Origin of the sequence: Streptomyces sp. NPDC012827 (assembly GCF_042900905.1) — a bacterium.
In the GTDB taxonomy this organism is placed as follows: domain Bacteria; phylum Actinomycetota; class Actinomycetes; order Streptomycetales; family Streptomycetaceae; genus Streptomyces; species Streptomyces gulbargensis.
Map to the genome: position 1 here is coordinate 199,302 of NZ_JBIBBY010000007.1, position 22,381 is coordinate 221,682.

At 72.7% G+C, this 22,381-nt stretch carries 21 protein-coding genes; 5 read left to right on the forward strand and 16 right to left on the reverse strand.

What is annotated here, in order from left to right:
* The first annotated feature begins 22 nt into the window (after nucleotides 1–22).
* Nucleotides 23–1,078 carry a TDT family transporter gene (locus tag ACFY60_RS17730; RefSeq protein ID WP_388613020.1) on the forward strand — a complete coding sequence of 352 codons (1,056 nt, stop codon included), beginning with the start codon at nucleotides 23–25 and terminating at the stop codon, nucleotides 1,076–1,078.
* On the opposite strand, the gene ACFY60_RS17735 is transcribed toward ACFY60_RS17730, so the two are convergent.
* The 4 genes from ACFY60_RS17735 to ACFY60_RS17750 form a co-directional block, all read right to left on the reverse strand.
* A complete protein-coding gene (locus ACFY60_RS17735) occupies nucleotides 1,005–1,721 on the reverse strand; it encodes a helical backbone metal receptor (protein ID WP_388612768.1) in 717 nt (238 codons plus the stop codon). The two genes, ACFY60_RS17730 and ACFY60_RS17735, sit on opposite strands and share 74 nt — an antisense overlap.
* Nucleotides 1,722–1,830: 109 nt before the next feature.
* A complete protein-coding gene (locus ACFY60_RS17740) occupies nucleotides 1,831–2,382 on the reverse strand; it encodes an XRE family transcriptional regulator (RefSeq protein WP_309054278.1) in 552 nt (183 codons plus the stop codon).
* Nucleotides 2,383–2,550: 168 nt separating this feature from the next.
* Nucleotides 2,551–4,359, reverse strand: a complete 1,809-nt coding sequence (locus ACFY60_RS17745) for an ABC transporter permease/substrate binding protein (protein ID WP_388612766.1) — start codon at nucleotides 4,357–4,359, stop codon at nucleotides 2,551–2,553.
* A complete protein-coding gene (locus ACFY60_RS17750) occupies nucleotides 4,352–5,413 on the reverse strand; it encodes a glycine betaine/L-proline ABC transporter ATP-binding protein (RefSeq protein ID WP_388612764.1) in 1,062 nt (353 codons plus the stop codon). Before ACFY60_RS17750 ends, ACFY60_RS17745 begins: the two co-directional genes overlap by 8 nt.
* Nucleotides 5,414–5,790: 377 nt before the next feature.
* On the opposite strand from ACFY60_RS17750, the gene ACFY60_RS17755 reads away from it, so the two are divergent.
* Both ACFY60_RS17755 and ACFY60_RS17760 read left to right on the forward strand, forming a co-directional pair.
* Nucleotides 5,791–6,699, forward strand: a complete 909-nt coding sequence (locus tag ACFY60_RS17755) for a 5'-3' exonuclease H3TH domain-containing protein (protein WP_388613018.1) — start codon at nucleotides 5,791–5,793, stop codon at nucleotides 6,697–6,699.
* A gap of 71 nt (nucleotides 6,700–6,770) precedes the next feature.
* Nucleotides 6,771–7,607, forward strand: coding sequence for a siderophore-interacting protein (locus ACFY60_RS17760; RefSeq protein ID WP_388612762.1), 837 nt, complete (start codon nucleotides 6,771–6,773; stop codon nucleotides 7,605–7,607).
* A 160-nt stretch (nucleotides 7,608–7,767) separates the two neighbouring features.
* Here the strand turns inward: ACFY60_RS17760 and ACFY60_RS17765 are convergent, their stop codons facing one another.
* Nucleotides 7,768–8,472 (reverse strand): MerR family transcriptional regulator, encoded by a 705-nt coding sequence (locus ACFY60_RS17765; RefSeq protein WP_388612760.1) that lies wholly within the window; start codon nucleotides 8,470–8,472, stop codon nucleotides 7,768–7,770.
* Nucleotides 8,473–8,650: 178 nt separating this feature from the next.
* On the opposite strand from ACFY60_RS17765, the gene ACFY60_RS17770 reads away from it, so the two are divergent.
* Both ACFY60_RS17770 and ACFY60_RS17775 read left to right on the forward strand, forming a co-directional pair.
* Nucleotides 8,651–9,583, forward strand: coding sequence for a hypothetical protein (locus tag ACFY60_RS17770; protein ID WP_388613016.1), 933 nt, complete (start codon nucleotides 8,651–8,653; stop codon nucleotides 9,581–9,583).
* Nucleotides 9,580–10,527, forward strand: coding sequence for an ADP-ribosylglycohydrolase family protein (locus ACFY60_RS17775; protein WP_388612758.1), 948 nt, complete (start codon nucleotides 9,580–9,582; stop codon nucleotides 10,525–10,527). Before ACFY60_RS17770 ends, ACFY60_RS17775 begins: the two co-directional genes overlap by 4 nt.
* 7 nt (nucleotides 10,528–10,534) lie before the next feature.
* Here ACFY60_RS17775 and ACFY60_RS17780 read toward each other — a convergent pair whose 3' ends face one another.
* The 11 genes from ACFY60_RS17780 to pafA form a co-directional block, all read right to left on the reverse strand.
* The gene (locus ACFY60_RS17780) at nucleotides 10,535–11,920 is read right to left on the reverse strand and encodes a cytochrome P450 (RefSeq protein ID WP_388612756.1); all 1,386 of its coding nucleotides are present in this window, start codon (nucleotides 11,918–11,920) and stop codon (nucleotides 10,535–10,537) included.
* A 242-nt stretch (nucleotides 11,921–12,162) separates the two neighbouring features.
* Entirely contained in the window at nucleotides 12,163–14,991 is a 2,829-nt protein-coding gene (locus ACFY60_RS17785; RefSeq protein ID WP_388612754.1) for a DEAD/DEAH box helicase, read from the reverse strand.
* 168 nt (nucleotides 14,992–15,159) lie between these two features.
* On the reverse strand, nucleotides 15,160–16,062 hold the full coding sequence (gene tatC, locus ACFY60_RS17790) for a twin-arginine translocase subunit TatC (RefSeq protein WP_388613015.1): 903 nt from the start codon (nucleotides 16,060–16,062) through the stop codon (nucleotides 15,160–15,162).
* Between the two features lie 105 nt (nucleotides 16,063–16,167).
* Entirely contained in the window at nucleotides 16,168–16,455 is a 288-nt protein-coding gene (tatA, locus tag ACFY60_RS17795; RefSeq protein WP_309049612.1) for a Sec-independent protein translocase subunit TatA, read from the reverse strand.
* Between the two features lie 186 nt (nucleotides 16,456–16,641).
* Nucleotides 16,642–16,839, reverse strand: coding sequence for a hypothetical protein (locus tag ACFY60_RS17800; RefSeq protein WP_309049611.1), 198 nt, complete (start codon nucleotides 16,837–16,839; stop codon nucleotides 16,642–16,644).
* Nucleotides 16,840–16,869: 30 nt separating this feature from the next.
* The gene (locus tag ACFY60_RS17805; RefSeq protein ID WP_309049610.1) at nucleotides 16,870–17,124 is read right to left on the reverse strand and encodes a hypothetical protein; all 255 of its coding nucleotides are present in this window, start codon (nucleotides 17,122–17,124) and stop codon (nucleotides 16,870–16,872) included.
* Nucleotides 17,125–17,347: 223 nt separating this feature from the next.
* On the reverse strand, nucleotides 17,348–18,301 hold the full coding sequence (locus ACFY60_RS17810) for a helix-turn-helix transcriptional regulator (protein WP_388612751.1): 954 nt from the start codon (nucleotides 18,299–18,301) through the stop codon (nucleotides 17,348–17,350).
* 16 nt (nucleotides 18,302–18,317) lie between these two features.
* A complete protein-coding gene (locus ACFY60_RS17815) occupies nucleotides 18,318–19,274 on the reverse strand; it encodes a helix-turn-helix transcriptional regulator (RefSeq protein ID WP_388612749.1) in 957 nt (318 codons plus the stop codon).
* A 143-nt stretch (nucleotides 19,275–19,417) separates the two neighbouring features.
* Nucleotides 19,418–19,798 (reverse strand): FKBP-type peptidyl-prolyl cis-trans isomerase, encoded by a 381-nt coding sequence (locus ACFY60_RS17820; RefSeq protein ID WP_388612747.1) that lies wholly within the window; start codon nucleotides 19,796–19,798, stop codon nucleotides 19,418–19,420.
* Between the two features lie 94 nt (nucleotides 19,799–19,892).
* Nucleotides 19,893–20,831, reverse strand: coding sequence for an FKBP-type peptidyl-prolyl cis-trans isomerase (locus ACFY60_RS17825; protein WP_309049606.1), 939 nt, complete (start codon nucleotides 20,829–20,831; stop codon nucleotides 19,893–19,895).
* Nucleotides 20,832–21,002: 171 nt separating this feature from the next.
* Nucleotides 21,003–22,364, reverse strand: a complete 1,362-nt coding sequence (gene pafA, locus ACFY60_RS17830) for a Pup--protein ligase (RefSeq protein ID WP_388612745.1) — start codon at nucleotides 22,362–22,364, stop codon at nucleotides 21,003–21,005.
* Nucleotides 22,365–22,381: the final 17 nt, after the last annotated feature.

Sequence of the window (22,381 nt, forward strand, 5' to 3'; positions counted from 1 at the left end):
CCCCCAGTGGTACGCCTCCGTCATGGGCACCGCCGTCGTCGCCACCGCGGGCGCCGCGCTCCCCCTCCCGATACCCGGGCTCCGTCCCGCCGCCACCCTCGTCTGGGCCCTGTCCCTGGTGATGCTGACCGTCCTCGTCGCCGCGCGGGCCGTCCACTGGGCGCGCCACCGCGACCAGGCCCGCGCCCACCTCCTGGACCCGGCGACGGCCCCGTTCCACGGCTGTGCGGCGATGGCGCTGCTGTCGGTCGGAGGCGGGGCCCTGAACGTCGGGCGGGACCGGATCGGGCTGCCGGCCGCCGTCGCCCTGGACACGGTCCTGTTCTGCGCCGGCACGCTGCTCGGACTGGTGACGGCGGTGGCCGTGCCGTACCTGATGGTGGTGCGCCACCGGATCGAGGACGCCACCCCGGCGTGGCTGCTGCCGGTCGTCCCGCCGATGGTCTCGGCGGCGCAGGGGCCCCTCCTCCTCCCCCACCTGCCGGCCGGGGAGGCCCGGGAGACCCTGCTCCTCGGCTGCTACGCGCTGTTCGGCGTGAGCCTGTTCGCCACGCTGCTCGTCCTGCCACTCGTCTTCGGGCGGCTCGTGACGGGGGGCCCGCTGCCGCTCCCGCTCACGCCGTCCCTGTTCCTGGTGCTCGGCCCGCTGGGGCAGTCGGTCACCGCCGTCGGCCATTTCGCCGACACCGCCGGGGGCGTGCTGCCGGCGTCGTACGCGCACGGCTTCACCGCCTTCGCCGTGCTCTACGGCGTGCCGGTCATGGGCTTCGCCCTGCTGTGGCTGGCTCTCGCGGGCGCGCTGGTGCTGCGGGCCCGGCGGCGGGGCATGGGGTTCGCGCTGTCCTGGTGGGCGTTCACCTTCCCCGTCGGGACCTGTGTGACCGGCGCGGAGGCGCTGGCCCGTCACACCGGTCTCGCCGGGTTCCGGTGGGCGGCGGCCGGACTGTACGCGCTCCTCGTCGCGGCCTGGCTGGTGGCGGCGGTCCGCACCGCCGGAGGCCTGGTCAGCGGTGTGCTGCTCGCAGGGCCCGGGACAGCGCCCGGGGCGCTTCGGCCAGGGACGGCCCGTACCAGGTGAGCATCCGGCCGTCGACCAGCGCGGCGGCCGTGCCGGGGAACGCCTCGGGGCCGTCCTCGCGGGTGAAGCGGTACGGCTCGTCGGGCAGGACGACCAGGTCGGGCGCGGCGGCGCGCAGCTCGTCGAGGGGGACGCGCGGGTAGCGCTCGGGATGGTCCCCGTAGAGATTGCGGACGCCGAGGCGGGTCAGCAGGTCCCCGGCGAAGGTGTCGCGGCCCAGGACCATCCAGGGGCGGCGCCAGATGGGGATCACGGCGGTGCGCGGGCCGTCCGGCGTCACCGCCCGCCAGGCGGACTCCGCCTCGTCCAGCCAGCGGGGCCGGGTCCGGGTGCCGCAGGCCGCCAGGACGCGGTCCAGTTCGCGCAGCCCCTGGTCGAGGGTGCGGATCTCGGTGACGAGGACGTGCAGCCCGGCGGCGCGCAGGGCGTCCAGGTCCGGGGTGCGGTTCTCCTCCTCGTTGGCGAGGACCAGGTCCGGGGCGAGGGCGGTGACCGCCGCGACGTCGGGGTTCTTGGTGCCGCCGATCCGTACGACGTCGAGGCCGGCGGGGCGGGCGCACCAGTCCGTCGCGCCGACGAGGACGCCGGGAGCGGAGACCGCCACGGCCTCGGTGAGCGACGGGACGAGGGAGACGACCCTCATGCCGCACGGCCCGGGGCCATCGGCTTCAGGAGCGGGACCACCGGGCCCACGCCCGGGACCACCGCGCTCATGTCCGTGGCCCGGCGTCTCATGTCCGTGGCCCGGGCGGTCACGTCTCCTCCGCCTCCACGTGGTCGGCGACGGCCACGACCAGGAGCCGGGTGCCGGGTTCCGTGGCGCGCCAGCGATGGCGTACCCCGCCGGACAGGTAGAGGGTGTCTCCCCGGCCGAGCCGGTGGGCCCGCCCCTCCGCCTCGATCTCGACGGCGCCGTCCGCCACGTACAGCAACTCGTCGTTGCGGTGCTGGAATTCGCGGCCGGCGTCCTGCTCTCCGGTGAACTCCATGGCGTGCAGCTGGTGGCGTCCCCGGACGAGCGGCCGGACGCCTTCGGGCAGGCCCGGGGCGTGCTCGCCGGCGCGGACGACGTCGACGGTGCGGGTGGCCTCGGCGGCGGCGATGAGTTCGCCGGCCGTGGTCTCCAGGGCCTCGGCGAGCAGGTCGAGGGAGCGGCGGCTCGGCCGGGCGCGCTCGTTCTCGACCTGGCTGAGGAAGGGGACGGACAGTCCGCTGCGGGAGGCGACGACCGCCAGGGTGAGCTGGAGCGTGCGGCGGCGCCTCTTGACGGCCGCGCCCACGCGGGTCGGCTCCTTCTCGTCCATGTCGGCTCCCTCCCTCGTCCTCGTGTGTACCGGCCGGTTACCTGCACCTTACGCAGCTTTGGGGCGGGGTTTCGCGTCGTGGCGAAAAGGGGCGGTCGCCGAACACGTTCGGCGACCGCCCCTTTTCGGACAGGAGTCGTACGGCGGCCCGGACGGCCGCCGGACGGGTCACTGGGGGGCGAGCTTCTCCGCCAGGCCCTTGTTGCGGTCGAGCCAGGTGCGGACCGCTTCCTGCTCCTTGCCCTTGCCGGTCTCCTGGATGACGGCTTCGAGGTCGGTGAGCTGCTTCTCGCTCAGCTCGAAGTTCTTCAGCCAGGCGCCGACCTCGGGGTTCTCCTTGGCGAAGCCCTTACGGGCGAGGGTGTGGACGCCGTCGCCCTTGCCCCAGGAGCCCTTGGGGTCGGCGAGCTTGGTCAGCTCGTGGGTGGAGTAGGCCCAGTGCGGGGACCAGAGGGTGACGACGACCGGTTCCTTGCGGTCGTACGCCCGCTTCAGCTCGGCGAGCATGCCGGGGGTGGAGCCGTCGACGACCCGGTACTCGCCCTCCAGGCCGTAGTCCTTGAGGACCTTGTCCTTGAGGATGCCCATCATTCCGGCGCTCGGCTCGATGCCGACGATCCGGCCCTTGAAGGTGTCCGCCTTGCCCTTGAGGTCGGCGAGCGACTTCACGTCCTTCATGTAGGAGGGGACGGCGAGTTCGAGGGAGGTGGGCCCGTACCAGGAGCCGAGGTCCTCCAGTTTGTTCCGGTACTTCTCCCAGTACTGGGCGTGGGTGACCGGCAGCCAGGCGTCGGTCTGGAAGTCCAGCTGTCCGCCGGCGAGGCCCGTGTAGAGGGCGCCGGCCTCCAGCTGCCTGGTCTCGACCTCGTAGCCGCGGCGCTCCAGGAGTTCCTTCCAGAGGAAGGTGGAGGCGATGCCCTCGTCCCAGGGGATGTAGCCGATGCTGATCTTCTTGCCGTGACCGCCGCCGGGGCCGGAGGCGGTGGTGGAGGAGGCGCCCTTGCCGCCCCAGAGGCCGGCGCCGCTCGCGGCGAGGGCGAGGACCACCACGCCGACCAGGGCGGTGACGGGCTGCGGGCGGTGGGCCCACAGCTTGGCGCCGCGGCGGCCGGCGGTCAGCGCGCGGGCCTTGGCCAGGGCGCGGCGGCCGAGCGGGGAGACCTGGCGGCCGAGGGCGCCGGTGATCCGGTCGAGGTACATGGCGAGGACGACGATGGAGACGCCGGCCTCGAAGCCGAGGCCGATGTCGACGTTGCCGATGGCGCGGTAGACGGCACCGCCGAGTCCGCCGCCGCCGACCATGCCGGCGATGACGACCATGGACAGGCCGAGCATGATGACCTGGTTGACGCCGGCCATGATCGTGGGCAGGGCCAGCGGGAGCTGGACGCGGACCAGGGTGTCGCGCGGGGTGGTGCCGAAGGCCTCGGCGGCCTCGACGAGTTCGCCGTCGACCTGGCGGATGCCGAGTTCGGTCATGCGGACGCCCGGGGGCAGCGCGAAGACGATGGTGGCGATGATGCCGGGGACGACGCCGACGCCGAAGAAGATGATGCCGGGGATGAGGTAGACCATCGCCGGCATGGTCTGCATGAAGTCGAGGACCGGCCGCAGGACGGCGCTGACGGTCTTGGACCGGGCGGCCCAGATGCCGAGCGGGACCGCGATCACCAGCGTCACGAGGGTCGCGACGAGGACGAGGGAGAGGGTCGCCATGGCGTCCTCCCACAGCTCGACGGAGTCGACGAGCGCGAATCCGGCGAAGGCGAGGACTCCGGCGGCGAGCCCGCGCAGCCACCAGGCGACGACGGCGAGGATGCCGGCGAAGAGGAGGGGCTCGGGGGCGGACAGGACGGCGTCGATGCCGTCGTAGAGGCCGGTGACGCCGGTGCTGATGGCGTCGAACAGCCAGGAGAGCCGGGTCTGGAGCCAGTCGACGGAACTGTCGACCCACTGGCCGAGGGGAAGCCTAGGCACGGGCCACCTCCTCGGTGGTCAGTCCGCCCATGACGCCGAGGAGCCGGTCCGCCGGTACGACGCCGAGGAAGGAGCCGTCGGTGTCCCGGACGGTCACGGGGTGCGGGGCGAGCGCGGAGACGGCGCACAGGTCGGCGACGAGGGTGTCGGGGCCGACGGGCCGGCAGGGGCAGTCGGCGGCGCAGTCCGCGGGGGCCTCGTCGTCCGTCATGACGGCGGCGGCGGTGAGGACCCGGGAACGGTCGACGTCCTGGATGAAGGAGGCGACGTAGTCGTCGGCGGGGCGGACGAGGATGTCCTCGGCGGTGCCCAGCTGGACGATCCGGCCGCCCCGCATGACGGCGATGCGGTCGCCGATGCGCATGGCCTCGTTGAGGTCGTGGGTGATGAACACGATGGTCTTCTTCAGCCGCTTCTGGAGGACCAGGAGCTGGTCCTGCATGTCGCGGCGGATGAGCGGGTCGAGGGCGCTGAACGACTCGTCCATGAGGAGCAGGTCGGCGTCGGTGGCGAGCGCGCGGGCCAGGCCCACGCGCTGCTGCATGCCGCCGGACAGCTCGTCGGGCCAGGACTTCTCCCAGCCGGCGAGGCCGCACAGTTCGAGGGCCTCGGCGGCGCGGGGCTCGCGCTCGGCGCGCGGGACGCCCTGCACCTCCAGTCCGTAGGCGGCGTTCTCCAGGACCGTGCGGTGCGGGAACAGCGCGAAGTGCTGGAAGACCATGCTGATCTTCCGGGCACGGACGGCACGCAGTTCGCGGGGGGAGAGCGCGGTGAGATCGCGGCCGTCGAAGAGGACCCGGCCCGCGGTGGGTTCCAGCAGTCCGTTGAGCATGCGCAGGAGCGTGGACTTCCCGGAGCCGGACAGGCCCATCACGACGAAGATCTGACCGGGGTCGACGGTGAAGGACGCGTCGACGACGGCGGCCGTCGTCCCCTCCGCGCGCAGCTCGTCGCGGTCTGCGTCGCCGGCGGCGAGCCTGCGGACGGCTTCGGACTGGTCGGTGGGGCGTCTGCCGAACACCTTGTACAAGTGGTCGGCCTGGAGCCTGGACACATACACCTCACGGGTAGCAATGAAGAACGGCCCTGCCACCCCCGCGCGGCCGGGCCGTGGAGCGGGGCGGGATCGGCCCGCGGCGCCCGTCGCGTACGACATCCTTGGTTGAAACTCGTACCGGGTCCGCTCCGCGCGAGCCCCTGCCCTGCGCCCCGGAGGGCAAACGCAAAGGTGACGGGCGTCACGGCGCCGCCTCGGTGACGGGCGGGGGGCGCGGGTCTCGGCCCGAGGCGGTGGGGGCGGGGGGGGCTCGGGCCTCGGCCCGGGGCGGTGGGGGCGGGGGCGGGGGGCTCGGGGCTCGGGCGGGCGCGGGCGCGGCCGGACGCGGCGAGGCGGGGGCGAGCCTAAGATCGGGCGCTGTGACGCGACGCCTGATGCTCCTCGACACCGCCAGCCTCTACTTCCGCGCCTACTTCGGTGTGCCCGACTCCGTGCGGGCCCCCGACGGCACCCCGGTCAACGCCGTGCGCGGCCTGCTCGACTTCATCACCCGGCTCGTGCAGGACCACCGGCCCGACGACCTGGTGGCGTGCTGGGACGACGACTGGCGTCCGCAGTGGCGGGTGGACCTGATCCCCTCGTACAAGGCGCACCGGGTGGCGGCGGAGACGGAGACCGGCCCGGACGAGGAGGAGATCCCGGACACCCTGTCGCCGCAGGTGCCGGTCATCGAGGCGGTGCTGGCGGCGCTCGGGATCGCGCGGGTCGGGGCGGCGGGGTACGAGGCCGACGACGTCATCGGCACGCTCACCGCGCGCGCCACGGGACCGGTGGACATCGTGACCGGTGACCGCGACCTCTTCCAGCTGGTGGACGACGCCCGGGAGGTACGGGTCCTCTACCCGCGCAAGGGCGTCGGTGACTGCGACCTGGTCGACGGGAAGCTGATCGCCGCGAAGTACGGGGTGCGGCCCGACCAGTACGCGGACTTCGCCGCCCTGCGGGGCGACGCCAGCGACGGACTCCCCGGGGTGAAGGGCATCGGGGAGAAGACGGCCTCGCAGCTGATCACGGAGTACGGGGACCTGGCGGGGGTCCGTGCGGCGGCGGTGGACCGGACGTCGAAGCTCACGCCGGCCAAGCGGCGCGGGATCGTGGAGGCAGCCGCCTACCTGGACGTGGCGCCGACGGTGGTGCGGGTCGCCTCCGATGCGCCCCTGCCGGAGTTCGACCCGGCGCTGCCGGACGCGCCCCGCGACCCGGCGGCCCTGGAGGCGCTGGTGGCGCGCTGGGGGCTGGGCGGGGCGGTGGGCCGGCTGCTTCCGGTGCTCGCCGCCCGCTGACGCGGTGTCGGATCCTCCGCCAGGGTGCTAGCTTAGGTATGCCTAAGTACGCAGAGTCAGGAGAGCCCGTCGTGGCAGAGCAGCCCGCACGCAAGGCACCGAAGGCCACCGAAGCCCGCGTGGTGCGCACCGAGCGGATCACTCCGCACATGGTGCGGGTGGTCCTCGGCGGTCCCGGACTCGCCGACTTCGACGCCGGGGAGTACACCGACCACTACGTGAAGCTGCTGTTCGCCCCGGAGGGGGTGGACTACCCGGAGCCCTTCGACATGGAGCGGATCCGGGCGGAGTTCCCCCGGGAGCAGTGGCCGACGACGCGGACGTACACCGTGCGGGCCTGGGACCCGGTCCACCGCGAGCTGACCGTGGACTTCGTCGTCCACGGCGACGAGGGCCTGGCCGGGCCGTGGGCCGCGCGGGCCCGGGCCGGCGAGACCGTGCGCTTCCTGGGGCCCGGTGGTGGGTACGCTCCGGATCCGGCGGCGGACTGGCACCTGCTCGTGGGTGACGAGAGCGCGCTGCCGGCCGTCGCGGTGGCGCTGGAGCGGCTTCCCGAGGGGGCGCGGGTGCACGCGTTCCTGGAGGTCGCGGACGCGGCGGAGGAGCAGAAGTTCGCCGCGGCGGCCGGTGTGGACGTGACCTGGCTGCACCGGGGGGACCGCCCGGTCGGCGAGGCCCTGGTGGAGGCCGTGCGGGGCCTGGACTTCCCCGCGGGCGATGTCCACGCCTTCGTGCACGGCGAGGCCGGGTTCGTGAAGGAACTCCGCCGTCACCTGCGCCTCGACCGGAACGTCCCGCGTGAGCGGCTGTCCATCTCAGGCTACTGGCGCCAGGGCAAGACGGACGAGGCCTGGCGTGCGATCAAGCGCGAGTGGAACGAGCAGGTCGAACGCGAACAGGAACGCTGACCGCCCTCCCTCGGCCCCAGGGCCCCCGCCCGCCGCCTCCCCGGCAGCGGACGGGGGCCTCGCGCATGCATGAGAGGCGCCGCAGAACCGGGCGGGAACGGCGGTCCCCCCGGAGCGGGTGGCGCCGGCCGCGTCACACGGATGGACACGCACCCGTCCCTCAGCCGACGTCGGGCACCACCGGCCCGGGGGCCGCCCCCGGCGCCCCCTCGCGGCCGAAGAGGCGGTCCGAGGCGTCGACGTGGGCCAGGCGGCGCAGGGACTCGAAGACGGCGTCGCCGAGGACGGTGCCGACGACGACGCTCTCGACCAAGTCCTCACGGGCCACGTTGCGCGCCACGTACTCCAGGTCCGCGCGCGCCACCTTTTCCGCAGCCTCGGCATAGACGTCCAGAACCTCGGCGAACCGGCCGTGGCCGACCTCTTCGAGGGCCTGGAGCGCCGCGACGAGGGCCTCCCCCGCGGGGTTGCCCCGGTACGCCCGCCACCCCCGCGCCGCGATGATCTCCTCCACCCGTTCGCGGGCCACGGCGGCGCTCCCCTCCGCGGGGTTCCCGGCCCTGGAATCCCCGTCCGAGGCGCGCTCGTACCGCGGGACGAGGCGGGCGGCGGCCTCGCCGAGCATCTTGTGCACGGGCCGTTCCGGGTCGTCGATGGCCGCGATCACCTCGCGGATCGCCGCCACAGACAGGCCGCCGACATCAAGGAGGGCCCTGATGAGCCGGAGGCGCCGTACGTGGGCCTCCTCGTACGAGGCCTGATTGGGGCTCGTCAGCCGGCCCGCGGGCAGCAGGCCCTCCCGTACGTAGAACTTGATCGTGGGCACCGAGACCCCGGTCCTGCGGCTCAATTCTCCGATGCGCACGGCGCGTTCACCTTTCCCCATCCTCCCGGGCCTTGCCGACCCGCACTCCATCATAGATAGTGGCGCTATCAGATAGCAGCAAGTGCCACTATCTATTCTTGGGGGGATTCGCATGTCCTCGTACCTGCCCGCGTCCGATCACCGCCTCCATCGGCCCCTCCTGTGGTTCGCCGGAGCGATGGTCCTGTTCGCCCTCGTCTGCGCCGGCGGTCTCCTCATCGACGACCGGACACTCGTCGGCGCGCCGATCTGGTTCAAGCCGCTGAAGTTCGCGGTCTCGTTCGTCGCCTACGCGCTCTCCCTCGCCTGGATGCTGTCGCTGCTGCCGCACGCCCGGCGGGCCGGGTGGTGGGCGGGCACCGTGGTGGCCGTGGCCGGTGCGGTGGAGATGGTCCTCATCACCCTCCAGGTGGTAAGGGGCACACGGAGCCACTTCAATCAGGCGACACCCTTCGACGCCACCGTCTTCCGGATCATGGGCCTGACCGTTGTCGTGCTCTGGGTGGCCGCCCTGGTCGTCGCCGTGCTGCTGCTCCGCGCCCGGATCCTCGATCGCGCCACCGCCTGGGCCGTCCGCCTCTCCTCCTTCATCGCCCTCGCGGGTGCCGCCGTCGGTTTCCTGATGGTGCGGCCGACGCCGGAGCAGCGGGCGGCCGAGAACCCGCCCGTCGTCGGCGCCCACAGCGTCGGTGTCCCTGACGGCGGCCCCTCCATGCCGGTGACGGGGTGGGCCGTGACCGGCGGCGATCTGCGGGTCGCCCACTTCTTCGGGATGCACGCGCTCCAGCTGCTCCCCCTGCTGCTGCTCGTCCTCACCGTGCTCGCCCCCCGCTTCGGGCGTCTCGCCGACGACCGGACCCGACTGCGGCTGGTCGTGACCGTCGCCGGGGCGTACGCGGCGGCATTTGTCCTGCTGACCTGGCAGGCTCTGCGCGGTCAGCCCCTGCTGGAACCGGACGGCCTCACCCTCGCCGCCGCCGGGGTGATCGTCCTCGCCGCCTTGGCCGGTTCCGCCCTCTCCCTCCGCTCCCCCGCGCGGTCGCTGCCCGCATCGCCCGCCGCCGACCCGGCCGGGGTGCCGCCCGCCGAACCTGCCAGGATGCGTTCATGATTTCCCTCGACCGGGCCGCCGGTGCCGTTCTCGGTGCGGCCGTCGGCGACGCTCTGGGCGCCCCCTTCGAATTCGGGCCACCGGGGACTTACCGCGCCCGCTTCCCCGACGGCATCGGTGAGCTGTGCGGTGGTGGCGGCTGGGATCCGGGGGAGGCGACGGACGACACGCAGATGGCCGTTCTGGTCGGCGAGTCCCTTCTCGAGCGCGGCGGGCTGGATCCTCAGGACCTGTTCGGCCGGTTCCGGCGGTGGGCGGCGGCCGACCCCAAGGACATCGGTCTGCAGACCGAGCGGGTCCTCCTCGGCCCCGATCCGTGGGACCGGGCGGCGGCGCGGGACTTCCGGCGGGAGGGCCGGGCGGCCGGCAACGGCTCGCTGATGCGGGCCTCGACCTCCGCCGTCCACTTCGCGCCCGCCGGCCGGGCGGTGACCATGGACGCGGCCCGGCGGATCGCCGCCCTCACCCACGGTGACCCCGCGGCCTGGGAGGGCACCGCGCTCCTGCACGAGCTGGTGCGCGTGGCGCTCCTCGGCGGTGACCCCCTCGCGGCCCTGCCCGAGGCGCTCGCCGAGGTCGCCCCCGCCCAGCGAGCACGCTGGGCGGCCGTCCTCGCGCCCGACTGGTCCCCGGCGGACGCCACCGAGTTCAACGGAGCCGTCTGGCCCTGCCTCGCGTCGGCCGTCTGGGCGCTGCGCACCACCCGCGGCTTCGTGGAGGCCCTGACGGCCGCCGTCGACCTGGGCGGGGACACCGACACCGTGGCCGCCGTCACGGGGACACTGGCGGGCGCGGTGCACGGGGCCGGGGCGATTCCGTCCTCCTGGACCGGCACCCTCCACGTCCCGCTGCCCGGCTTCGGGGGACGCGTGCTCCGCGCGGACGAGCTGCGGGCCCTCGCCACGGCGCTCGCCTCCAAGCCCCCGGCGCTCCCCGCGCCCTGAGGGCCGGTCAGGTCCTCGTCCGCACCGTGGCGATCACCTCGCGGTCCGGCTGGAGGGTCAGGCTCGGGACGGGGTGTATCTCGCCCGCGGCCACGTCCAGGTGGTGGCGGCGGGCCAGGACCGCCAGGACGAGGACCGCCTCGACCAGGGCGAAGCGCGTGCCGAGGCAGACCCTCGGGCCGCCGCCGAACGGGAACCAGGCGTACTCGGGGATCCGTTCGGCTGACTCACCGTTCTCGTCGGTGAGCCAGCGTTCGGGACGGAACGCCTCCGCGTCGCCGTACCAGCGGGGGTCACGGTGGGTGGCCCACTGGCTCGACCAGACGCGGGTGCCGGCCGGGACGGGGACGCCGGCGAGCGTGGCGCCCTTTCTGGCGATACCGGTGATGAGCCAGACCGTCGGATAGAGCCGGAGCGTCTCCTTCACCACCGCCTGCGTGTACGGCAGGGAGGCGTAGTCGTCGTGTCCCGGCTCGCGGTCCGCGAGGACCCGGTCCAGTTCCTCGGTGAGGGCGGCGCGGACCCGGGGGTTGCGGGAGAGGAGGTACCAGGCCCAGACGAGGGTGGAGCTGGTGGTCTCGTGCCCGCCGATGTACAGGGTGACGGTCTCGTCGCGGATCTCCCGGTCGGAGAGCGGGGCGCCGGTCTCGTCACGGGCGGCGAGGAGCCGGCTGAGCAGGTCGGGACGGTCGGTGTCACCGGCCCGGTGGCGGGCGACCACCCGGGACACCTCGGCGTCGATGACGGCGGTGGCCCGCTTGACGCGGGCGCGCCCGGGGGTGGGCACCCAGTCCGGCAGCAGGGCGCCGATGCCGCTGAACTCGGCACCGATCTCCTTCTGCGCGACGTCCATGGCCCGGCCGATGGCCCCCGCGACGGCGGCCGTGTCCACCCCGAAGATGGTGCGGACCGCGATGAGCTGGGTCAGCGCCGCCATCTCCTTCTTGACGTCGACGCGCTGCCCGTCGGTCCACCGGTCGGCGAGGGCGACGGCGCACTCGCTCATCGTCGCCGCGTAGGAGCGGACCTGTTTGGGGCGGACGGAGGGCTGGACGAGGGAGCGCCTGCGCCGCCAGTCGGCGCCCTTGGCGACGACCACGCCGTTGCCGAGGAGGGTGCGGAAGGCGATGCCGAGGTCGGGCTGGTCGAAGGTCCGCTCGACCTCGGTGAGGAGCTCCCCGATGGTGTCCGGGTCGGCGATGAAGAGGGCGGGACCGCGCCCGAAGCGCCAGCGGACCATGTCTCCACGGGCCCGGAGCTGTTCGAAGAAGGCGAGGGGGTTCTTTCCGAAAGCCGGCAGGTTCCCGAGAAACGGCACGCCGCGCGGGCCCTCGGTGATGGTCGCGGCCGGCTGCGCGCGTGTCCCGGCGCCGGGACCTGTCTGCGTGGTCACGTACGTCCCCTCCCCAACTGACGGTGCCCCTGTGCGGGTGTGCGAGTCCATGCAAGCCGACCGCCCGTCCCCGCGCCAGCCCTGTGGACAACCGCCTGTGGACGGACGGCGGTTCCCCAACGCGCCGCCCGCGCGGTCCTGTTGACGGCGAAGGGCCCCGGCGCGCTGCCGCGCCGGGGCCCTTCCTGTCGACCGGGACCGGTGGCGTCCCGGACCGTGTCACCGTCGTGCCGGACGGCCCGTCAGCTCACCGAGCTGTAGGCGACGACCCCGCGCAGCAGCCCCTCGACGGCCTTCCGCGCGTTCTTGGAGACCGTGCTGTTGTCCGCCGGCGCGGCGGCCGCGATCTGGCCGAGGACGTCGATGACCTGCTTGCACCAGCGGACGAAGTCACCGGCCGGCATCCCGGCCTCCCGCAGCACCTCGTCGAGGCTCTTGTCGGAGGCCCACTGGTAGGCGGCCCAGGCGAAGCCGAGGTCGGGCTCGCGCTGCCCGACGCCTTCCGCCTGGTTGATCCGGAACTCCTCCTCCAGGGCGTCGAGACGGCCCCAGATGCGGACCATCTCGCCGAGGGCGGCCTTCGCGTTGCCGGTGGGCAGCTTGGGCGCGACGGCGTCGTCGGCCTGCCGCGACTCGTACACCAGGGCCGAGACGCAGGCGGCGAGTTCGGCCGGCTTGAGCCCCTCCCAGACCCGTTCGCGAAGGCATTCGCTCGCCAGCAGGTCCAGTTCGCCGTAGAGCCGGGCGAGCCGCTTGCCGTGCTCGGTCACCTCGTCGCCGCGCAGGTAGTCGAGTTCGGTGAGGAGCGCGACGATCCGGTCGAAGGTGCGGGCGATGGTGTTCGTCCGGCCCTCGATGCGCCGCTCCAGCTGCCGGGTGTCGCGCTGCAGCCGGTGGAAGCGCTCGGCCCAGCGGGCGTGGTCCTCGCGCTCGTCGCAGCCGTGGCAGGGGTGGGCGCGGATCTCGGTGCGCAGCCGGGCGATCTCGCGGTCGTCGGCGGCCGCGGCCCGTTGCCTGCGGTGCCGCTCGGGGTTGAGGTGCGCGGCCTTGGTGCGCAGGGCCGAGGCGAGGTCGCGGCGGGACTGCGGGGAGCGCGGGTTGAAGGACTTGGGGATCCGCATGCGCTCCAGGGCTTCCACCGGGACGGGGAAGTCGATGGAGGCGAGCCTCTTGACCTGCCGCTCGGCGGTGAGGACCAGCGGGCGCGGCCCGTCGTGGTACTCGAGGCCCCGGTGGCCGTTGGTGCGGCCCGCGGGAATGCCCGGGTCGAGGACGAGCGCGAGGCCCGCGAACTTGCCGGTGGGGACGTGGATGACGTCTCCGGGCTTGAGCTTCTCCAGCGAGGCGGCGGCCTGGGCCCGGCGCTGGGCGGCGCCCTGCTTGGCCAGTTCCGTCTCACGGTCCTTCAGCTCGCGGCGGAGCCGCGCGTACTCCTCGAAGTCGCCGAGGTGGCAGGTCATGCCCTCCCGGTAACCGGCGAGTCCCTCCTCGTTCTTCTGGACCTGGCGGGAGATGCCCACCACGGAGCGGTCCGCCTGGAACTGGGCGAAGGAGGTCTCCAGGAGCTCGCGCGAGCGGTGCCGGCCGAACTGGTCGACCAGGTTGACCGCCATGTTGTACGAGGGCTTGAAGCTCGAGCGCAGCGGGTAGGTGCGCGTGCCGGCGAGGCCGGCGAGGTGGCCGGGATCGAGGCCGCGCTGCCAGAGCACGACCGCGTGGCCCTCGACGTCGATTCCGCGGCGGCCGGCGCGTCCGGTGAGCTGGGTGTACTCGCCGGGGGTGATGTCGGCGTGCTGCTCGCCGTTCCACTTGACGAGCTTCTCCAGGACGACGGAGCGGGCGGGCATGTTGATGCCGAGGGCGAGGGTCTCGGTGGCGAAGACCGCCTTGACGAGACCGCGTACGAAGAGTTCCTCGACGATCTCCTTGAAGGTCGGGAGCATGCCGGCGTGGTGGGCGGCGATGCCCCGCTCCAGGCCTTCGAGCCATTCGTAGTAGCCGAGGACGTGGAGGTCCTCGGCGGGGATCGACGCGGTCCGCTGCTCGACGATCTCGCGGACGCGGTGGCGCGCCTCGTCGTCGTTGAGGCGGAGCCCGGCGTAGAGGCACTGCTGGACGGCGGCCTCGCACGCGGCGCGGCTGAAGATGAAGGTGATGGCGGGCAGCAGGCCCTCGGCGTCGAGGCGCTCGATGACCTCGGGGCGGCCGGGGGTCCAGATGCGGGAGCGCTGGCGGCGCTCGCGCTCGCGGTCGGCCTCCCGGACCATCTTGCCGCGGCGCCGGTCGCGCGGGTTGTACGTGCGCGTGTTCTCGGTGCGGGCCAGGCGCAGGAGGTCGGGGTTGACCTCGCGGCGGGCGGCGCCGCGGCCGCCGTGGTCGGTCTCCTCCTCGAAGAGGTCGTACATCCGGCGGCCGGCCAGGACGTGCTGCCACAGGGGTACGGGGCGGCTCTCGGAGACGATGACCTCGGTGTCGCCCCGGACGGTGTCGAGCCAGTCGCCGAACTCCTCGGCGTTGGAGACGGTCGCCGAGAGGGAGACGAGGGTCACGGACTCGGGGAGGTGGATGATCACTTCCTCCCAGACGGCTCCGCGGAACCGGTCGGAGAGGTAGTGGACCTCGTCCATGACCACGTAGCCGAGGCCGGAGAGGGCCTGGGACCCCGCGTACAGCATGTTGCGGAGGACTTCGGTGGTCATGACGACGATCGGGGCGTCGCCGTTGACGCTGTTGTCGCCGGTCAGGAGGCCGACCTTCGCGTTGCCGTACCGCTTGACGAGGTCGGCGTACTTCTGGTTCGACAGCGCCTTGATGGGGGTCGTGTAGAAGCACTTGCGGCCCTGGGTGAGGGCGAGGTGGACGGCGAACTCGCCGACGATGGTCTTGCCGGAGCCGGTGGGGGCGGCGACGAGCACGCCCTTGCCCGCCTCGAGTGCCTGGCAGGCCTCGATCTGGAAGGGGTCCAGACCGAACTCGTACATCTCGCGGAAGGGGGCCAGCGCGGTGGCCTGCTCGGCGTTGCGGGCGCGAGCGGCTGCGTACGCTTCGGCTGGTGTGAGGTCCTCTGTCATCTTGTTCTCGAGCCTACCCGCCCCCTCCGACAGTGACGCGATCTTTATCCCGGGGATCCGGCCCCGGGGCGCGCGGCGTGTTCGGGCGGACACGGTACGTGCCGGCGGCGTCGCCGCTCATGGAAAGGTCCCCCCGGACGGAGCCCGGGGGGACCTCACAGCAGCGGCTCAGGTGATGTCGTCGTAGCCGCCGGGGCGCTGTGCCCCGCGCACCTCGGGCTCGGCGGCCGCCTGCTCCGGCAGGGCGGGGACGGTGGAGACGGGTTCGACGGCGCCGACGGCCTCGGGGGTGAGGTCGAGTACGGAAGCCTCGTCGTCGTCCAGTTCGGCGTCGGGGTTCCTGCGCCGGCGCCGCCGGTCGTTGAGGAGCGAGAAGGCGACGGCCCCGAAGTAGAGGACGGTGATGGGCCCGGCGAGGGCGATCATGCCGACGGGGTCGGTGGTGGGGGTGATGACGGCGCCGAAGACGAAGACGCCCATGATCACGCCGCGCCACCAGCCGGCCATGCGGCGGCCGGTGAGGACACCGGTCAGATTGAGCATCACCAGGATGAGCGGCAGCTCGAAGGCGAGGCCGAAGACGAGCACCATGCGCAGGGTGAAGTCGAGGACGTCACCGAGCGAGAGGATGTTCGCGGAGCCGCTGGGCGTGAGGCTGATGAGGACCTTCACGCTGATGGGGAGGATGAGGTACGCGAGGTAGGCGCCCGCGCTGAACAGCGGGACGGCGGCCCCGACGAAGGCGTACGTGTACTTCTTCTCGTTCCTGTGCAGTCCGGGCGCGACGAAGGCCCACAGCTGGTACAGCCAGATGGGACTGGCCACGACGAGGCCCACCGTCAGGGACAGCTGGATCGTCGTGCTGAAGGGGGCCATCAGCGTGTTGAAGGAGACGATCGCGCAGTTGCCGCCGTCACTGGTGACGCCCGGTGCGCAGGTGGGCACCGATTTCGTCAGGAACTGCATCAGCTCCTCGCTGTACACGAGGGCAACGACCGTCACCGCCGCGACGGCCAGCAGGCCTTTCGCCAGGCGGTTGCGGAGTTCACGCAGGTGTTCCACGAGGGGCATGCGGCCCTCGGGATCCCTCTCCTGCTTGCGGGCAGACTTGAGCAACCCACGTCCTCATCTCGTGCGGCAGGCCGCCGCCCGGTGCGGCGGCCGCGGCGGACCGGGTCAGCGCTTGGTGGTGTCCGAGGGCTCCGTCACGGGACGCGAGCTGGTCACGTCGCCGGGAGCGGCCTGGATGGTACGCGGCGCGGGCTGCGGGTCCTGGGCTCCGGGGTGCGGCGGGTCGGCGGGCGCGCTCTGCTGGTCCTCGGACTTCATCGCCTTCGCCTCGCTCTTGAGGATGCGGGCCGACTTGCCCAGGGAGCGGGCCATGTCCGGGAGCTTCTTGGCGCCGAAGAGCAGGATGATGACGACGAGGATGAGGATGATCTCGGTGGGGCCGAGCCTACCCATAGCTGTTTACCTTCTTCACCGAGGCGACATGGACGTGCGGTGCCCGGCGGGCCGGACAGGGTCCGGCCACCGCGCTGTCTGCGATCGTAACCCGCACGAGTAAACGCGGGGCAATGCCCGTGCATACGCGCGATTGCGTCCGCCGTGAAGCCCCGGCGGCGTCTTCCCGCAGCGCAGGGCCCCGACTCAGCGCAGGGCCTCGCCCGTTCGGGCCAGGTCGGTGGCGGCGTCCTCGAGGTCCTCGGCGGCCCGCTGGATGCGCTGTGTGGTGCGGGCCACTTGACGGCCGAGGCGCTGGACCTCCACGAAGACCTTGATCCCGAGGACGCCGAGGACGGCGAGGCCGAGGAAACCGAGGGCGATGGCGAGCATGGGCCAGAACATGTGCTGAGCCTAGACCGTCGGCGCCCGCGCTCAGGCGGTGGTGTGGAGGCGGAGGGTGCGGACGCCGCCGCCGGTGAGGAGTTCCACGATCCGTTCGCCGGCGGGCTTGCGGACGGCGCTGCCGCAGGCGGGGCAGGTGAAGGAGTAGAAGGTGGTGCGGCGGCTGGCGCCGATGGCCAGGCGCAGGGCGGAGGGGGAGAGTTCGAAGCGGGAGCGGCAGTCGGGGCAGGCCGCCTTGAAGAGGACGGGGGCCGTCGGCGCCACCAGGCCGGACATCACGGACATTCAGCTCATCTCCCTCGACTGCCGCATCTCTCTCGGCCGGCGTGGCCCGCTCGGCCGTACTCCTCACGGGCGAAGCGTCCCGCCCGGCCCTTCAAGTCCCCGGGGGGCGGGCGTGTTCCTCGCGACCGGCGCGCCGCCGGCGGGCACGCGCTCCGGCGTGTCCCGGACGGTACGCCGGTGCCGCCGGCCCGCGGTGGCACCCGGGGCCGGCTCCGGCGGAACCTCAGATCCCGTCGTACGCGGCGAGTGCCGCCGCGGCCGCCTCCCGGGCGCTGGCGGCGAGCGCCACCGGGGCGACGATCCGCCCGTCGCTGCCCAGGCGCAGTCCGAGCCGGCGCAGCGAGGCCGGGTCGGGGGTGCGCAGGGTGATCCGCAGGCCGCCGTCGGGCAGTTCCTCGGCCTTGTCGTGCGGGTAGTACTCGGCGACCCAGCGGCCACCGGGGCCGACCTCGACCACGACCTCGGGGTCGTCGGCCGACGGCTGGACCAGCCCCTCCGAGAGGTCCCGCAGCTCCAGCTCGGGCGGCGCGGCGTGCTCGTCGAGGATCCGGATCTCGGCGACCCGGTCCAGGCGGAAGGTCCGGCGCGCCTCGGAGAGGCGGCACCAGGCCTCCATGTAGGTGTGCCCGACGGCGAACAGCCGGATCGGGTCCACCTCCCGTTCCGTGAGCTCGTCGCGGGCGGGCGAGTAGTACCGGAGCCAGAGCCGCCTGCGTTCGGAGATGGCCCGGTCGACCTCGGCGAAGACACCGCCCTCGGACTCGAAGGTGACCGAGAGCCGGGAGCTGGCGCCCGCCGCCTCGCCGGCCGCCGCCTCCAGCTTGGCGGTGGCGCGCAGCAGTGCCTCCCGGTCGCTCTCGCGCAGACCGGGGAGGGTGGCCACGGCCCGGGCCGCGACGAGCAGCGCGGTGGCCTCGTCGGCGGCGAGCCGCAGCGGGGCCGCCACGTCGTCCGGGTTGTGCCACCAGATGCGGTCGCCGTCGGTGTCGATGTCGAGCAGGTCACCGCCGCGGAAGCTGGTGCCGCACATGGGCAGCACGTCCAGGTCGGAGATCAGCTCGTCCTCGGTGATCCCGAAGGCGCGCGCCACGTCGGCGACGTGCGCCCCCGGGCGCTCGCGGAGGTAGGTGACGAGGGACAGCATCCGCCTCGTCTGGTCGATCGCGTTGGCCGCCATGCGGTACGCCTCCCCTTCAGCCCTTGGCCACGGCGCGCAGCCGGTCCACGACATCGGCCCGCAGATCGGCGGGTTCCAGTACGACGACGTCCGGGCCGAACTCGACGAGCCAGGCGTCGAGGCCGTGCCCGTACGGGATCTCCAGCTCGTCCCAGCCGTCCGCGCCCTCGTGCACGGCCTGGGCGCGGGCCCGCAGCGGGTAGCCGCAGCCGGCCCGGAGCCGGATGCGGGCGGAGCGGGTGGCGGTCTCCCCCGCCCAGCTCTCCACGGTCTCCCGGACGGTGACGACGTCGGGGACGGGGGCGGTGAAGGCGCCCGCCCGGGAGCGGACCTTGCCGGTGATCCGGGACAGGCGGAAGACGCGCTCGGCGCCGCGGTCCCGGTCCCACCCGGCCAGGTACCAGTGGCCGCGCCAGCATTCGAGGGTCCAGGGCTCGACCTGGCGGGTCTCGGGGCGGGCGGAGTTGGCCTTGCGATAGTCGAAGACGACGGGCCGGCGGTCGCGGCAGGCGAGCATGAGCGGCTCGAAGGCCGCCTCGTGGACGGGGATGCGCGGTTCGAGGGCGCTGGGCTGTGCCTCGTACGTGTCGTCGGCCTCGGGCATGCCGGCGGCCCGGAGCTTCTGGAGGGCTCCGCTGGCCGCGCCGGCGAGGCGGGCCTGCTGCCACACCTTGGCGGCGAGGCCGAGCGCGGCGGCCTCCTCGGCGTCCAGGGTGATCGGCGGCAGGCGGTTGGAGTCGCGGCGGGCCAGGTAGCCGGTCTCGCCGTCGAGGTTCTCGACCGTCTCGATGACCAGGCCGAGCTCGCGCAGGTCGTCCTTGTCCCGCTCGAACATGCGGTTGAAGGCCTCGTCGCCGGCGGCTTCCAGGTAGGCCTCGATGGAGCCGCGGAGCTCACGCTTGCTCAGCGGGCGGCGCGTCCCGAGCAGGCACAGCGCCAGATTCATCAGCCGCTCGGCCTTGGCAATCGCCATCGACGCCCTGCACCCACTTCCCCGGTCTTCCGTTCTCGGACGTCCGACCGTACCGCCCCGGGGTGTCCGGGCAAAAGCCGAGGGCCCCCGCCTCGGGAGGCGGGGGCCCCGGGGCGACCGGAACCGGTCGCACGGTGCGCGGGTCAGCGCTTGGTGACAGCCACGAGGTCGCAGACGAAGATCAGCGTCTCGCCGGGGCCGATCTTGCCGCCGGCGCCGCGGTCGCCGTACGCGAGGTGCGCGGGGATGACCAGCTGGCGGCGGCCGCCGACCTTCATGCCCTGGACGCCCTTGTCCCAGCCCTGGATGACCTGGCCGACGCCGAGCTGGAACTCCAGCGGGGCGCCGCGGTTCCAGGAGGCGTCGAACTCCTCGCCGGAGTCGAAGGACACACCCACGTAGTGGACCTTGACCAGGTCGCGGGCCTCGGCGACCTCGCCGTCGCCCTCCCAGATGTCCTTGATCTCCAGATCGGCCGGCGGCTCGCCGCCCGGGAAGTCGACCTCGGGCTTCTCGATGCTCACTGCAGTGTGCTCCTCAACTGATGGATCGCGCGCACGGTGACCGCGCGACCCGGACAACCTACCCTGCGTGTGCCCCGCGAGCGGGGACCCCCCGCTACTGCTTGGCCAGGATGTCCACGGTGAAGACGAGGGTCGACTTCGCGGGGATCGGTCCCTGCGCCTGGTCGCCGTAGCCGTCGGCGGGCGGGACGACGAGCAGCACGCGGCTGCCGACCTTCTTGCCCTCCAAGCCCTTGCTCCAGCCCGGGATCACGCCGGCCAGCTGGAAGGTGGCGGGGACGCCGCCGCGCGCGTAGGAGCTGTCGAACTCCTTGCCGTCCTTCCACAGGACGCCCTTGTACTGGACGGTCAGGGTGTCGGTGGACTTGACGGCCTCGCCCTTGCCCTCGATCACGTAGTTCGACACGAGCTTGGCGGGCGCGTCCGTCTTCGGAACGGTCAGCGAGGGGGCCTTGCCGTCGGTGTTCGTCCCGACCTTCGGCAGGTCCTTGTTCTCCTGGGCGACCTCGGTGCCGGAGGCGGCCTTGGGGATCGTGGTCGCCTTGAGGATGTCCACGACGAAGACGAGGGTGGCGTTGGGCTTGATGTCGCCCTGGCCCTGGGCTCCGTAACCGAGCTCCGGCGGGATGCCGATCTCGACGCGGCTGCCGACCTTCTGGCCTTCCAGGCCCTGGTCCCAGCCCTTGATGACCTGGCCGGCGCCGAGCGTGAGGTCGAAGGGGCGGCCGCGGTCGAAGCTGTTGTCGAAGGGGGTGGTGGAGTCCCAGGCCTGGCCCAGGTAGTTCACCTGGAGCGCGTCACCCTTCTTCGTGACCGCGCCCTTGCCCTCGCTGACGACGTTGACCTTGAGTTCCTTCGGCGGGTCGCCCTCGCCCTTGGCGAGGGTCGGCTTCTCCCCGTACTTCGCGCCCGCGGTGATGGCGGGCAGTCCGTTGGTCATCGCGGCGGTTTCGGAGCCCTTTTCCTCCGTGCCGCAGGCGGCTGTCGAGAGCAGCAGCAGCGGGACGGCGAGAAGGCCGGCAAGTCGGCGCACGTGTTCCTCAGATCTCAGACGGCACAGTAGTTGTCCCGACACTCTAGGGGACCTCGCTGTGACGTCGAAGGGCCCCGCACACCCGAGGTGCGGGGCCCTCGCGCTGCCGTACGACCGCCGTGGCCGCGTACGACTCCACGCGGCCGGCGGCGGCCCGTACGGCCGGCGGTCCTACATTCCGGCGATCAGCTTCTCCACCCGGTCGTCGACGGAGCGGAACGGGTCCTTGCACAGGACCGTCCGCTGCGCCTGGTCGTTGAGCTTGAGGTGGACCCAGTCGACGGTGAAGTCCCGCCGCTGCTCCTGGGCCCGCCGGATGAAGTCGCCGCGGAGCCGGGCCCGGGTGGTCTGCGGGGGCACCGACTTGCCCTCGAAGATCTTCAGGTCGTTGCAGATCCGGGCCGCCTGGCCGTTCTTCTGCAGCAGGTAGTACAGGCCGCGGCGGCGGTGGATGTCGTGGTAGGCGAGGTCTATCTGCGCGACCCGCGGGTTCGACATGGTCATGTTGTGCTTGGCCCGGTACCGCTCGATGAGCTTGTACTTCATGACCCAGTCGATCTCGGTCTCGATGCGGTCCAGCCGCTCGGACTCGATCGCGTCGAGGGTCCGGCCCCACAGCTCCAGGACCTGGGCGATCGTGCCGGAGCGGATGCCGCGCCGGTCGACGAAGTCGGAGGCCTTGTCGTAGTACTCCCGCTGGACCTCCAGGGCGGAGGCCTCGCGGCCGTTGGCCAGCCGGACCTTGCGCTGACCGGTGATGTCGTGGCTGACCTCGCGGATGGCCCGGATGGGGTTCTCCAGGGTCAGGTCGCGCATCACGGTGCCGGCCTCGATCATGCGGAGGACGAGGTCGGTGGCGCCGACCTTGAGCAGCGTGGTGGTCTCCGACATGTTGGAGTCGCCGACGATCACGTGGAGGCGGCGGTAGCGCTCTGCGTCGGCGTGCGGCTCGTCGCGCGTGTTGATGATGGGCCGCGAGCGGGTGGTGGCGGAGCTGACGCCCTCCCAGATGTGCTCGGCACGCTGGGAGACGCAGTAGACGGCGCCGCGCGGGGTCTGGAGGACCTTGCCCGCGCCGCAGATGAGCTGGCGCGTGACGAGGAAGGGAATGAGGATGTCCGCGAGCCGGGAGAACTCCCCGTGCCGGGCGACGAGATAGTTCTCGTGGCATCCGTAGGAGTTTCCGGCCGAATCGGTGTTGTTCTTGAAGAGATAGACGTCGCCCGCGATTCCCTCCTCGTGCAGGCGGCGTTCGGCGTCGACGAGCAGGCCCTCGAGAATGCGCTCGCCGGCCTTGTCGTGGGTGACCAGCTCGGTCACGTTGTCGCATTCCGGTGTGGCGTATTCCGGATGCGAACCCACGTCGAGGTACAGGCGGGCGCCGTTCCGCAGGAAGACATTGCTGCTGCGGCCCCATGACACGACACGGCGGAAGAGGTAGCGCGCCACTTCGTCAGGTGACAGTCGGCGCTGTCCCCTGAACGTGCACGTGACGCCGTACTCGTTCTCCAGCCCGAAAATGCGGCGGTCCATGTCTGAACATTACGCCT

Excerpts from the sequence above, each read along its gene's own strand:
- ACFY60_RS17775 (WP_388612758.1), top strand. The coding sequence starts at position 9,580 with ATGATTTCCCTCGACCGGGCCGCCGGTGCCGTTCTCGGTGCGGCCGTC.
- pafA (WP_388612745.1), bottom strand. The coding sequence starts at position 22,364 with ATGGACCGCCGCATTTTCGGGCTGGAGAACGAGTACGGCGTCACGTGC.
- ACFY60_RS17740 (WP_309054278.1), bottom strand. The coding sequence starts at position 2,382 with ATGGACGAGAAGGAGCCGACCCGCGTGGGCGCGGCCGTCAAGAGGCGC.
- ACFY60_RS17755 (WP_388613018.1), top strand. The coding sequence starts at position 5,791 with ATGCTCCTCGACACCGCCAGCCTCTACTTCCGCGCCTACTTCGGTGTG.
- ACFY60_RS17770 (WP_388613016.1), top strand. The coding sequence starts at position 8,651 with ATGGTCCTGTTCGCCCTCGTCTGCGCCGGCGGTCTCCTCATCGACGAC.
- tatC (WP_388613015.1), bottom strand. The coding sequence starts at position 16,062 with ATGCCCCTCGTGGAACACCTGCGTGAACTCCGCAACCGCCTGGCGAAA.
- ACFY60_RS17815 (WP_388612749.1), bottom strand. The coding sequence starts at position 19,274 with ATGGCGATTGCCAAGGCCGAGCGGCTGATGAATCTGGCGCTGTGCCTG.
- ACFY60_RS17810 (WP_388612751.1), bottom strand. The coding sequence starts at position 18,301 with ATGGCGGCCAACGCGATCGACCAGACGAGGCGGATGCTGTCCCTCGTC.
- ACFY60_RS17730 (WP_388613020.1), top strand. The coding sequence starts at position 23 with ATGGGCACCGCCGTCGTCGCCACCGCGGGCGCCGCGCTCCCCCTCCCG.
- ACFY60_RS17805 (WP_309049610.1), bottom strand. The coding sequence starts at position 17,124 with ATGTCCGTGATGTCCGGCCTGGTGGCGCCGACGGCCCCCGTCCTCTTC.
- ACFY60_RS17735 (WP_388612768.1), bottom strand. The coding sequence starts at position 1,721 with ATGAGGGTCGTCTCCCTCGTCCCGTCGCTCACCGAGGCCGTGGCGGTC.
- ACFY60_RS17785 (WP_388612754.1), bottom strand. The coding sequence starts at position 14,991 with ATGACAGAGGACCTCACACCAGCCGAAGCGTACGCAGCCGCTCGCGCC.
- tatA (WP_309049612.1), bottom strand. The coding sequence starts at position 16,455 with ATGGGTAGGCTCGGCCCCACCGAGATCATCCTCATCCTCGTCGTCATC.
- ACFY60_RS17800 (WP_309049611.1), bottom strand. The coding sequence starts at position 16,839 with ATGTTCTGGCCCATGCTCGCCATCGCCCTCGGTTTCCTCGGCCTCGCC.